The sequence below is a fragment of the Streptomyces luteolifulvus genome (assembly GCF_008806595.1).
Lineage (GTDB): Bacteria > Actinomycetota > Actinomycetes > Streptomycetales > Streptomycetaceae > Streptomyces > Streptomyces luteolifulvus.
In genome coordinates, this window is the sequence record NZ_VZRB01000029.1 from 23,806 (window position 1) to 36,783 (window position 12,978).

The following is a 12,978-nucleotide window of genomic DNA, read 5'->3' on the forward strand; positions in this document are numbered from 1 at the left end:
GCTGTTTGCGCGTTGGACGCCGCGTTCCCCGTCAGGGCGAATTGGGCCATAGAGGCGTCGATCCCACTGTCCGGCCCCCCTCTCATGTCAGGTCCAATCCCAGCGGTCGGCCCCGACGGACCTTTCCCCAAGGACCCTTGCTCCTCCTGTCGCCCGCGTGCAAAGCGCGACGGTTCCTCAAAGGTGGGTCCCGTCGTTGAGTCGGACTGTTGCGCGGCGGACTTCTGCAGTTCCCTCTCGTACGCGTTGCCGGCGTAGTCTCCGGCTATCGGCAGCAAACCTTTGCCGTACGCCCACTTCAGACCGCTACTTTTCCTGATCTCGCGCAGAACCGCGTCCTCGAATGCCTCGCGATCATCTTTCGAAAGGGCACCGATCTGGGATTCAAGCTTGCTGAGCTTCTCTTCCCTTTTCCTCTCGCGTGAGGAGTCCCTGTTCGCCGACCTCTCGGAGGCGTACGGCATCTGCTGCTCGGGCATCGTCGGCCAGCCGCGCGCCGACCCGTATCCGACCGGACCGGGGCCGCCGGTCTCGAACCCATCGGCGGACGAGGTGCCTTTGCCACGCGACCTCGATCGCCACCAGGCCCTGAAACGACGAAACAGGTCCAGCGTTCTCTGCCACCTGCTGCGTTCCGTCCCGAGCAGCTCTCGCGCCAGTTTCCCCGGCGCGGTCAGCCGGTTCCGGCTGCCCTGGGGACTCGGGTTGGCATCGGCCATGGTGCCCCTTTTCATGGTCGGAGGTGCTGACGTGTGGGACAACGGGCCGCCGGGACGAACGGTTCAACGCCCGGCGCTCCCCTCGTCGCCCGCATGCGCCGCGTCAGCGGATCCACTGCACCGGGGGCGCGGGTCGGCCGCTTCGGCCGCGTCCGCGAAGCGGCCGTGGAAACGACGTGCGGCGAACGGCTGGCCGCACCGCCCGGCCCACCCACCGACAGCGCGCAGGGCACACCGGCAGCAGGAGACGGCGTGCTCACAGGGGCAGACGGTGCAGGGCTTCGGTGGGTTACGCCGACTCGGTGGCCCGCCGTCGCCCGTCCGGACCGTCGGCGTCCTCGGCGTCCTCGGCGTCCAAGTCGTGCAGGCTCGCGCGCATGTCGTTGGCCTCCGGATGAGCGGCTTCCTCCAGCAGCACGAGCGCCCTGCGCCAGGCGGCGCGGGCCGCGTCGCGATCGCCTGCGGCCCGGTGCGAGGCTCCGAGGTGCCGCAGGACGTCGGCCTCGAGATAGCGGTCCCCGATTTCCCGGAACAGCCTCAATGACACCTCGAAGCACTCGATGGCCGCGTCGTACCGGCCGAGGTGGTGATGGGCGTAGCCGGTGGTGTCCTGCGTCGAGGCCTCTCCGTAGTCCTCGCCGATCTTCTGGTAGAGGGCGATGCCCTTCTCGCAGTGCTCCAGGGCCCTGTCGTGCTCGCCCATCAGGATGTACGTCCAGGCGACCTGGTTGAGAACGCCGGCCTCACCGCTGAGGTCCTCCTGGGCCCGGTACAGCTCGCGGGCGCGGTCGTAGTGATCGAGCGCAGCTGTGTACGCTCCCGTCTTGTTGGCACGGTAGGCGAGGGCGCGATGGGTGTGGGCCTGGCCGTGCGCCTCGCCGGTCTCCTGGAACAACTCCAGTGCACGCTCTTGGTACTGCAGTGCCTGATCAGTGTGTTCGAGTTGCGCGTGGGCCACGCCCAGCCCGCACAGGGCATACGCCTGGCCGATACTATCGCCGACGACCCGCGCGGCTCTCAGCGCGACGCTGTTGATCTCCATTAGGTCGTGCCAGAAGCCGAGACGGTTGAAGTACACGTCCAGGGCATAGGCGGTGCGCCAGGCGTGGTCGTCGAAGCCGTGGGCGGCGGCGTGCTCGACGATCGCCCGCAGGACGTACCGTTCGGTGCGCAACCACGAGGTGGCGTTCTTCCGGTCGTTGAACCGGAGGGGCGCGCTGCCCGTTGTGCCCGGCTGGGGGGAGAGGGTCTGGCGGAAAGGGTCGAGGACTGAAGCGCAGTTGTGGGCCGTGTGCAGATAGTGGTCGTGCAATCTCAGCAGTGCCTCCCGGCGTTCGCTCTCGGTGTCCTCGGTCCCGGCGAGTTCGGCGGCGTAGGCGCACAGCAGGTCGTGGAAGACGAAGCGGCCGGGCTCCCGTTCGGTGAGCAGGCTGGCCCCGGTGAGCTCGGCGAGCAGGGCGCGGGCCCGGCGTGGGGGGACGCCGGCCAGGGCCGCCGCCGCGGCGGTGCTGACGTCGGGGCCTGGGTGCAGGGACAGCCGGCGGAAGAGTTCCGTCGTCTCGGGTGGCAACGCGTCGTAGGACCAGGAGAAGACGGCGCGCACATCGGTGCCGACATCGCCGCCGGTGAACGCGTCCAGGCTGCCATGGCTCTCCCGCAGTTCCCCGGCGATGTCCGCGAGCCGGAAGGCGGGGTGGTGGGCGGCGCGGGCCGCCACGATGGCCAGGGTCAGTGGCAACCGGGCGCACAGGCTGACGATGTCGTCCGCGGCCGCCGGCTCGGCCTCGATCCGCTCGGCGCCCAGCCGCCGGGCCAGCATCTCACGGGCCTCCTCGGCCGTCGGCAGGCCCAGCGTGAGCGGATGGGCGCTCTGCCCGGCCACCAGGCCGCTCAACCGGCTGCGGCTGGTGACAATGACCAGACAGCCCGAAGTGCCGGGCAGCAGCGGCCGTACCTGTTCGGCATCGCGGGCGTTGTCCAGCACGATCAGGACGCGGCGGTCGGCGAGGACGCTGCGATAGAGAGCGGCCTGTGCGTCGAGGCCGTCCGGGACGGAGTGCTGTGCGACCCCGAGCGCGACCAGAAACGCCGTGATCGCGTCGGAGGGGTCCACCGCGGAGCCCTTCCGGTCGTATCCGCGGAGGTTTACGTAGAGACTGCCATCGGGGAAACGGTGGGCGATCCGGTGGGCCCCGTGCACGGCCAGGGTGGTCTTGCCGGCCCCCGCCATCCCGTCGATGAGGGCGATCACGGTTGTGTGTGGGTGCCCCTCGTCGGGCACAAGCGCGGCCACACGCTCAAGTTCGGCCCGTCGCCCGGTGAACGCCGGTAGATCGGCCGGCAGTTGGGAGGGAGACACCGTCCTTGCCGGACGTACCGGCTCTTGATCCCCCGATGCCGGAGGACCGGCCCCGTCGCCGGCACGCGAAGTGCCGGTGCCGGCGAAGCCGATGCCCGCCGCTGGTTCCCGCTTCTTCGGCTGGGCGAGGGACGGATCCCCGGCCAACAGCCGCGCGTGTACGGCCTGCAGGGACGGGCCCGGTTCGATCCCCAGTTCCTCGACGAGAGTGCGGCGGGTGCTCGCGTAGACCTCCAGAGCCTCGGCCTGCCTCCCGCACCGGTACAGGGCGATCAGCAGCAGTTCGCACACCTCCTCGCGCAACGGGTGCGCGTCGTGCAGCGCCACCAGGTCCGGCAACACCTCCGTATGGTGCCCGAGTTCGAGCTCGGCGCGCATCGAGGTCTCCTGGGCGTTCAGGCGCAGCCCCTCCAGGTATGCGCGCTCGGCCTCGGCGTACGGTCCGGGGATCCCGGCCAGCGGAGTGCCGTGCCAGAGAGCCAGCGCGGTGCGCAGCAGCCGGGCGGCGGTGGGGTGGTCGTCCGCGGCGCGCCGGCGCTCGGCCCGGTTCACGTGGTCCTCGAACTGACCGAGATCGATGGAGACCGATTCGGTCCTCAGGACGTATCCGTCCCCGATGGACACCACGAGCCTGGGCGGTTCCCCCGGGGCCCGGTCGGGCTCCAGCAGCTTGCGCAGGCGCGAGACGTAGGTGCGGAGAACCGAGACCGCGCCAGGCGGTGGATCGGTACCCCATATGCCGTCGACCAGGTCGCCGAGGCCGACAACCCGTCCCCGGCCCATCAGCAACAGCGCGAGAACGGCTCGCTGTTGGGGTGATCCGAGCGCCAGCTCCGCGTCACCGAACCAGGCCCGCAGCGGTCCGAGCAGCGAGAAGCGCAGGGAGTGCGCAACCGAGCGGTCTATGGCCTCCACGGCCCGGACCCTAGCGATCGGCACGGGCGGGTGTCAGCCGGAAGCGGCTCGCTCTCGATCGCGTCGGCGCGTCGGCATGCGGCGGAACCCGTGGTCAACAGGGTTTCCGGCGTTTCACTCACCCGGGGGAACGTGACGGAACACACGAATCCGCAACGGGTGCACCGGCGGGCTCGCCGTGGTGCCGCCCTGCGCACCGCCTGTGGTCCGGCCAACGCCGCAAGGCGCAAGGTGAAGTTCCTGTCCGCCCCGGGCGGCGACGTAGCGGATCGCGTCCCTCAACGCCCGCTGGACCGGACAGACACCGCTGAACCCGTCGCGGTTCCTCTTCCTCTCATGTTCATCTCGTTCACACCGTGAACCTGACGGCCTTGAGCCAGAGGGAGTTGTCGAGAGTGCCGCCGAAGATGTGGCTGCCGGGTTCGTCGCACGCCAGGCCGTGCCATCCCTTGGTGTGGACGTAGGCGTTCTGGCAGACCGTGCCCTCGCCGACGTTGATGGCGAAGCCCAGCATGTACGGAGCGTTCTTCCTGGTGCTGTTGATGTAGTTGTCCATGCCGTCGACCACGCCGGGCCAGGGTGTCTTCCACCAACCGTCGTCGTGGAGGTAGGCATTGGCCGCCGTGCCCTTCGTGCCGGACACCGCGATGTTGAGGGACTTGATCTTCTTGTCCCCTTTCACCGCGCCGGCCGTGGCGCCGTCGCACACCGGTTTCTGCCAGCCACTGTGCTCGAAGTATGCGCGATAGCAGATGTGCCGCCCAGGCGACCTGGCGGCCAGCTTCGAGACGGCGATCGCTGCGGTCTCCTGCGCGGGCCTGGTCGACGTCTGTGTCGGTGTCGGTGTCGGTGTCGGTGTCGGTGACACCGGCGGCGGGTCCGGCGCCGAAGACGAGGAGGAGGGCGAGGGCGATACCGACGGCGATGCGCTCATGAACTCTGAAGGGGGTGGTGGGGGTGGGGGCTGGAGGTTCGTCGGCGACTTGTCCGCTTCGGTGCCCGTACCGGCGGCTTGGTTCTGCCCGCCCTCTGAACCTCCGCTGCCCAGGGCCACCAGCGAGCCGATGACGAGTGCCGCCACGGCGACGCCCACCGTCCCGACGACCAGGGGCCTTTGGAGCAGTCCGGGCCCCTCGTACTCGTCGTCGGACTGGGACAAAGCCTTTCTGCGGCCCGGTTCCCGGTCGGGGTCCGGGCCGAGAGCCGGGGGCGTTACCCGCGGCCCCGCGGGCTGCGGCGGCGCGGCCACCTCGTCCGCGTCGTCCGCGTCGTCCGCGTCGAACTGATCGACGTCAAAGGGCCCGGCCCCTTGGAACGGTCCGGCAAGCACACCGCGTTCAGTTGACCCGGCAGGTCCAGCGTGCCCGGTCGGTTCCTGTTCGTGATGCTGTTCCAGAAGCCTGCTGGAGCCGTCCGACGCGACCTCGACGATCGCCACGTAACCCGCGGCCGGATCGGAGATGGCCGCCGTCACGGGGGCGTCCCGGCTGCGAGCATAGCCGTGCAGCGTGTCGAGGACGGCGACATCGACTGACTCACCCGGCACCACCGGTACGGGCACGCCGTCGATCGCGGCGGACCCGTCACCGGCGATGATCACGGACAGGAGGGAGGACGGCTCTGCGGTCTCCTCCACGGCGCCCGGTCGGCCTGGCTCCGCCGGTTCCCCGGGCGTGAGGGGATCGTCCCCCGTGATCGGCCTGTCCGCTTCCTCACCCCGGTTCATGCCCATCCCCTTCCTTGTGATGTCGGCCGCATGGCCTCGTGCGGGTCCGCTGCGGCCTCGAACGGTCACCGGCCGGGCGTGACGGCGGTCCCGCGCCCCGCAACGGGCAGCGGAGGAAAACGGTTCAACTCTTCGGCTCCGAGCCTCCGCCGGGCACGAGACCACGGGGCAGTGAACGGCAGTGAACCGAATGCGTGCTCCTGCCGTGGTACGCGACGGCGGCACCCAGGTCCCCTCGTGCCTCGCGGCGCCGCCCGGCCCTGCCGGCCGCGTGACGTCACCGCGGCCGGCAGGTTGACCCGTATCCGCAGGGAGCGATCGCATCCCGACCATGCACACCGGGACCAGCCGTTCTCACGAAGGCATGGCGGCGGCTCAGGCGACGCGCATGCCTCGTGACTGGCAGTAACGCCCCGAAATGCCCACGGGGCCGTCGTCGGCCTGGGTCAGGGCAGCTTCACCCGTATCGGCAGGGCATTGCGTGTTCGGGGCAGGCGGCGGTATCGAGGCCGTCAGTCAGTAGAGTCCCAGGAGTGAACACCGCCTACCAAGATTCCATACGCTTCGCTGTGTTGGGGCCGGTCCGGGCATGGCTCGGTGAGCAGGAACTGAACCTCGGTTCGCCCCAGCAGCGAGTGGTGCTGACGGCACTGCTGCTACGGCGCGGGCGCCCCGTCACGGTCGGGGAGCTCGTCGACGCCGTCTGGGGTGAGGAGCCACCGACGGCCGCCGTGTCCGTCCTGCGCACCTATGTTTCGCGGCTGCGCAAGACACTGGAGCCCGGTCGTGACGCGGCCGGATCCCCGCGCGTGGTCGTCTCGGTCGCGGACGGGTACCTGGCCCGCGTCCCCGATGACGCCCTGGACCTGGGCCTGTTCGAGCGGCAGGTCGCCGAGGCGGAGAAGCTGCGCGCCGCGGGCGAGGAGTCCGCCGCCGCGGACCTGCTGCGCGCGGCGCTCGGCGGATGGCAGGGATCTCCACTGGCCGGACTCCCCGGGCCACTGGCCGAGGCCGAGCGTTCCCGGTTGACCGAGGAGCGGTTGACCACGCTGGAGACCCGCTTGGACCTCGACGTCCAGCTGGGGCGCCACCGTGATGTGATCGCCGAGCTCACCTTGCTGACCGCCGAGCATCCGCTGCGGGAGCGGCTGTGCCGACTGCTCATGCTGGCGCTGTACCGGTCCGGGCGGCAGGCCGAGGCGCTGGCGGTCTACCGCAGGACACGCGGCACCCTGGTGGCCGAGCTGGGTGTCGAACCCGGCGCGCCCTTACGGGAGTTGCACGACCTCATCCTGGCGGCCGACGCGTCACTGGCCCCCTCCGCCCCGCGGGAGCGGGCAGACGCGCCGCCGGACACCCCGGGTCCTCAGCCCACCGTCCACGTGGTCCGTCCGGCGCAACTACCCGCCGATCTGCCTACGTTCACCGGCCGGCAGGACGAACTCGACCAGACCCGCGCCCTGCTGTCCAAGGACGGCGCCCCTCCGGCCACCGTGGTGATCAGCGCGATCGGTGGCATGGCCGGCGTCGGAAAGACGACCCTGGCCGTGCACTGGGCCCACGAGATGGCCGACCGCTTCCCCGACGGACAGCTCTACGTCAACCTGCGCGGTTTCGACCCGGCCGGCGCGATCGTGCCGCCGGGGGAAGCCATCCGCATCTTCCTCGACGCGCTCGGCGTCCCCCCGCGGCGGATACCCGCCGGCCTCGACGCCCAGACGGCGCTGTACCGCAGTCTGCTCGCCCACCGCCGGGTGCTGATCCTTCTCGACAACGCCCGCGACACCGACCAGGTCCGCCCGCTGCTCCCCGGTTCCCCCGGCAGCCTGGTCATCGTCACCAGCCGCAACCAGCTCACCGGCCTGGTCGTCAACGACGGGGCGCGTCCACTGACGCTCAACCCGCTGACGCCCACCGAGGCACACGGCTTCCTCGTCCGCCGCCTCGGCGCCGCACGGCTGGCGGCGGAACCACGGGCAGCGGACGAGGTCGTCGCGCACTGTGCCCGGCTGCCTCTTGCGCTGGCCATCGTCGCCGCCCGAGCCGCCGCCAATCCCGGTTTCCCCCTCAGCGCCATCGCCGACGAACTGCGTGACAGCCACGGCAGTCTCGACGCCTTCACGAGCGGCGACCTCAGTACCGACGTGCGGGCCGTCTTCTCCTGGTCGTACCACGGCCTGTCCGCCCCGGCCGCCCGGCTGTTCCACTTGCTGGGCCTGCACTCCGGCCCGGACATCTCCACGCCCGCCGCGGCCGCCCTCGCCGGACTCCCCCTCCGGGAAACCCGCGGCCTGCTCGTCGAACTCACCGGCGCCCACCTGCTCACCGAGCACCGGCCCGGCCGCCACACGCTGCACGATCTGCTGCGCGTCTACGCCGCCGAACGCGTCCTCACCGAGGAGACACCACAGGAGCGGGACCGGGCCGTCGATCGGCTCCTCGCCTGGTACCTGCACACCGCGGACGGCGCCACCCCGCTTCTCATTCCACATGTTGTGCGGCAGCCTCTCGAACCGATGCCCTCCTCCTGCCGGCCCCTGGTGTTCACGACGCGCGAGCAGACCTTGGACTGGTTCGAGACCGAGCGCCAGAACCTCGTCGCCGCGGTGCACCAGGCCGCCGCCTCCGGGCGGCTGAGCACCACGGTGCAGCTGTCCGCCGTCCTGCAGGGGTTCTTCCACCTCCGCAGCCATCTGCACGACTGGCTCGACACCTGCCAAGCGGGCCTGTCCGCCGCTCGCAGCGCCCGCGACCGCGAGGGGGAGGCCTGGCTCCTCGCGAACGTGGCCAGCGCTCTGACCGGCCTCGGCCGGTCCGACGAGGCATTCGAACACTTCCAGCAGGCTGCAGCCCTCTGCCAGGAACTCGGGGACACATACGGCACGGCCAGAACCGTGGCCAGACTGGGCAAGGTCTACCTTGAGACCGGCCGGCTCGACAAGGCCGTCGAATACAGCCGCCGAGCGCTGACCGCCTTCCGGACCAACGGCAGCGCCTGGGGAGAGGGAGTCGCCCTGACCAACCTGGGCGACGCCCACCAGCGGCTCGGCCGGTTCGACGACGCCATCGGCTGCCTGGAGCAGGCGCTGACCGTGGTGCGCGCCATCGGAGGCCGCTGGGTCGAAGGCATCGCACTCGACGTCCTCGGCACGGTCAACCACCGGCTCCACCACCATGACGACGCGATCGCCCGCTACCACCAGGCGCTCGAAGCACATCGAGACGTGCGCAACCGGTCGGGAGAAGGCAGCACCCTCGGCAGCCTCGGCGACGTCCTCCTGGCCTCCGGCGAGCCGGAGGCCGCTCGCGCCAGCTGGCGGCAGGCACTTGCGCTCTTCGAGGAGTTCGACCACCCGGACGCCGAGAAGTTCCGGGAGAGACTTCGCCGCCTGGACGAACGCACGGCCGGCTCACGGCCAGATCCGGCAGGCGGCCGGAAGCTGACACTGCCGACCGGGGACTCGCCGTGACCCCGACTGGGTCACGGCGAGCTCGCCCCTCCCTCAGGCGACAGTGGGAAACGGTTCAACCCGGCTCGACACGGGGCACTTCCTGCCCCTGCGCGTGAGCGTCAGCCCACGTCGCGGTAGGCACGGCCGCCGGCGTTCGCGGTCGTCCCGTCGTAGAGGCCGGTCGGACTGGTCCGGGTGGACAGGGTGAACCACGCGTAGCGCTCCACGAAGTCCAGGCCCTCGAGCATGGTCGTCGACGACTCGATGAAGGCGGTCTGCTCCTGCTCGCTGGGGTAGCGGGGGGTGCCCTGGGAGAAGTCGATGAGGCCGTACTCGGTCAGCCAGATCGGCTTCTGGTAGCGGTTGTGGACGGCCTTCAGGTAGCCGCGCAGGTGCTCGGTGGCGTCGGGGCCGAAGTCGGCGCCGTACCAGTGCAGGGGGATGAAGTCGACGCGCAGACCGCGCTCGTCGGCTCCCTGCATGAACCGGTCCAGCCAGCCGCCCTCGACATCTCCGTCGGCTGCGACGGCCGGGGCACCCAGACGCAGGCCGGTCTGCTCCAGCCGGGGCCAGAGATCCAGCGCCTGCTCGGGGCTGATGCCTGCCTGGGCGGGTGAGTCGGGCTCGTTGAAGCCGAGGAGGTGCGTGCCCTCCTCGGCGGCCCGGCCCAGTTCGGCGTCGGTGACCGAGCCGGGGCCCCAGATCATCGGGACGTACTCGACGCCTTCCGGCTTCGCGACCTCGCCGGTGGAGGAGGTCCAGTTGTAGTACCAGGACGCGCCGGAGTCGGCCAGCGCCTGGGCTGCGCCGTCGACGGGGTTGAGGCTGACGCCCTTGCCGTTGCCGAGCACGGAGACGGCGGGATCGGGGTCAAGGGCTTCGAAGGTGGAGGTGGGCCCGGGGACGGTGGTGGCGGAGGGGTCTGCCGCTCCGTGGAAGGTGACGGTCATGCCGGTGCACTGGGTGCACTGACGTACGACCTCGTTGCCCGGCTCTGCGTCGTGCTTGGACCATGAGTACGCCTTGGGGCACTCCTGCGTGAGCGCCTCGCTGTAGGCGGTCTTCGCGTCCCGGTTCGGGTTGACGCACACCAGCGGTTTGCTCGTCGCCTGGTCCGTGGTCAGGTTCTCGGGCGGGCAGACGGCCAGCAGGTCGCCGGGGCAGCCCACCTCGGCGCACTCGCCGCCGTTCTCGGGCGGTGTCACCCCGTCGGGGACGATCGTGATGGTCGACGAGACGGCGTTGACGTAGCTGACGTTGTACCAGGGCGCCGAGGCGTCGGTCGGATCGAAGTTGAACTCGGCCAGGCTGACGGGCTGTTCCCCGGTGGAGCAGCGGTCGGCATACGGCCCGCAGTCGCCGACGGCACAGTGGAACGTACTGCCCTCCTCACCACTGCACCCCTGGCGGGCGAAGAACTTCCCACGCCAGTGTCCGGCGTCCGAGTGCTCCGGGATGGTGATGGTGGCGGACTGTCCCGGGTCCAGCACCGGCAGTCCGGTGACCGGGGCGGAACCGTCGGCGTTGACCGTGGTACCGATCCAGATACGTTCGGACATCTTGTTCTGGAAAGTGACGGTGTGCTCACCCGTGGCTGCCACCCCGGTGATGCGGTCGCTTCGGTCCGCTCGGTCGCCGTGAGGGGCGTAGACGGCTGCGGCCACGGCGGTCACACCGGCGACGACGGCCAGTAACAGAGCCAGCAGGAACGGGCGTCTGGGCAGGGACGGGGGCAAAGGCATAGGCATGTGAACGTGCCTCTCGGTCGGGCTTGTGCATGATCGGTGATCAGGAACTGGCGATCAGGGATCGAGGGATCGCCCGCGGGGGCACGACGGATGGGCGCAGCGGATGGTTCACCGGGTGGCCGGGAGAGCCCCTGATCGCGGACTCGCGTACGGACTGGGGTGCCTGACGGAGCATTACGGAGCACTGATGGCCGCCCTCCGTGAACCGTCCGGCCATCCACCCCCTCAGGCCATTTGGCCGTCAGCCGCCGGCCTGGAGGATCTCGCGCACCAAGGGGCCGGCCGCATCCCCTCCATGGCCACCTCGCTGCACGACGGCCGCCGCAGCGACATCGCCGCGGTAGGCGGTGAACCAACTGTCGGCAACGTCCGAGCCACCGACTTCCGCCGAGCCGGTCTTGGCCCCCACATCGCCGGGCAGCCCGCGCATGGCATCAGCCGCCGTTCCTTCCGTCGCGGTTCTGGCCAGCATGCTTCGCAGTTGTCGCGCGACCACCCGCGGCAGCGTGCGCTGTGATCGCACGATCGCCCGGCCGTCCAGTTCGGGCGGCACGAGGACCGGCTGCCTGAACGTGCCGGTTGACGCAGTCGCCACCACGGACGCCATATTGAGGGGGTTCATCTGCACCCGGCCCTGCCCGATCATTGCTGCCGCGCTCTCGGAGCCCTCCGCCACGGGAACGGCCCCGTCAAAGGTCGAGACTCCACTGCGCCAATTCAGCCCGATACCGAAGACCTCCTGCGACTCCTTGGTCAGATCGTCAGCAGCGACGTCATCGGCGAACTCTATGAAGGTGGTGTTGCAGGACTGGATGAAACCGTCCGAAAAGGAACCCTCCGGAATGTCGAACTTATTGACATTATGGAACGTTGCCCCCTCGAACGTCGAGAATTTCGGACACGGAACTTTTCCGGTCTCGGCCACCAGACGTTTCTCCAGCAACATGGCCGCCGTGATGATCTTCATCGTCGAACCGGGGGCGAGCTTGCCAAGGAAGGCCGCATTGAAACCGTCCTTACGGTGGTTGGCCACTGCCAGAATGTGCCCACTGCTGGGCTGGATGGCGACGGCAGAGGACTCCGGATGCTTCTTCGCCGCCTTCTCCGCGGCACGCTGCAACGAGACGGAAAGCGTAGTGCGGATCTTTCCGGGCTTACCCGGCGTGACCGGATGCAACGGCGTCACAGCACGATTTCCAGATTCCCGGATCTGCACCTGAAATCCAGGAGTACCTGCCACCAGACGGCCGTACCGCTCATCAAGCGCCGCAAGAATTCCGGCGAGTGAGGGGAAGTCCTCCGGATTCAGAGCCTTGCCGTCGCGGTCGAGCGCCTGGAGCTCGGGCTTCTGCGCCCGCGCGGTCTCCAGGACATCACCCTGCCCGAGACGCGGGTGAATGACGGAAGGGTCCCACTCCACCTGCGGCTCACCGCTGCTCTGATTGCGTACCACCTTCAGCGACGATTGATATCTCCAGGGCACCTCCCCACCGTCCGCACGTATGAGTGCTCGCAGGGAGAAGGCGACGGTCGTGCCCGCACGGCGTACGGCCCCATATGACACCCGGGCTACTCGCGCCCTTTCCCGGAAGTCACGAAGCGCGTTGGTGGCAGCTTCGGCATCACTCGTGGCTTCGACAGCCGCTGGAAAATCTCCTTCGGCCCAGGCGTCGAGAAAGCTCTTGGCTGCGACGCTCACCTCCTCGCCGCTCAGCGGCGCAGGCTTCGAAGGCTCTGAAAAGGGATCGACGACATAATAGGCGCCCAACGCCACAGCCAGGAGCACCGAAGCCCCGCCCAATCCACGTCTCGTGTTTTTTCGCATTCCTTCTTCTCTCAATTCGACGCGACCGCGGCGCCTTGTTGACCTGTCTCAGAAATCTCGTGGTGACGTCAGCGCGTCGGCGCGATCAGCGCCGCACCTGCAACTGGCTTCCCATCAACTTTGGCCGGAGCGGTTTGAGTGTCGTCACCGCCTACTCTGCAACCCGTCACGGCTGCTGCAAACAGGAAGATCACGGTTGCAGTAACGGCAGTTCGAGTCGGAAAGAACACAAGG

At 69.4% G+C, this 12,978-nt stretch carries 5 protein-coding genes; 1 reads left to right on the forward strand and 4 read right to left on the reverse strand.

Features of this window, described 5'->3' with window-relative positions:
* Positions 1 to 1,008: 1,008 nt before the first annotated feature.
* Together F7R91_RS31455 and F7R91_RS31460 are read right to left on the reverse strand one after the other, a co-directional pair.
* Positions 1,009 to 3,993 (reverse strand): AfsR/SARP family transcriptional regulator, encoded by a 2,985-nt coding sequence (locus F7R91_RS31455; RefSeq protein WP_225320875.1) that lies wholly within the window; start codon positions 3,991 to 3,993, stop codon positions 1,009 to 1,011.
* Positions 3,994 to 4,342: 349 nt separating this feature from the next.
* Positions 4,343 to 5,719: a hypothetical protein gene (locus F7R91_RS31460; RefSeq protein WP_150954629.1), complete on the reverse strand. Its 1,377-nt coding sequence runs from the start codon at positions 5,717 to 5,719 to the stop codon at positions 4,343 to 4,345.
* A gap of 533 nt (positions 5,720 to 6,252) precedes the next feature.
* On the opposite strand from F7R91_RS31460, the gene F7R91_RS31465 reads away from it, so the two are divergent.
* A complete protein-coding gene (locus F7R91_RS31465) occupies positions 6,253 to 9,189 on the forward strand; it encodes an AfsR/SARP family transcriptional regulator (RefSeq protein ID WP_225320876.1) in 2,937 nt (978 codons plus the stop codon).
* A 101-nt stretch (positions 9,190 to 9,290) separates the two neighbouring features.
* On the opposite strand, the gene F7R91_RS31470 is transcribed toward F7R91_RS31465, so the two are convergent.
* Entirely contained in the window at positions 9,291 to 10,919 is a 1,629-nt protein-coding gene (locus tag F7R91_RS31470; protein WP_225320877.1) for a glycosyl hydrolase, read from the reverse strand.
* 241 nt (positions 10,920 to 11,160) lie between these two features.
* Positions 11,161 to 12,687, reverse strand: a complete 1,527-nt coding sequence (locus F7R91_RS31475) for a penicillin-binding transpeptidase domain-containing protein (RefSeq protein WP_408056076.1) — start codon at positions 12,685 to 12,687, stop codon at positions 11,161 to 11,163.
* Between the last annotated feature and the right edge of the window lie 291 nt (positions 12,688 to 12,978).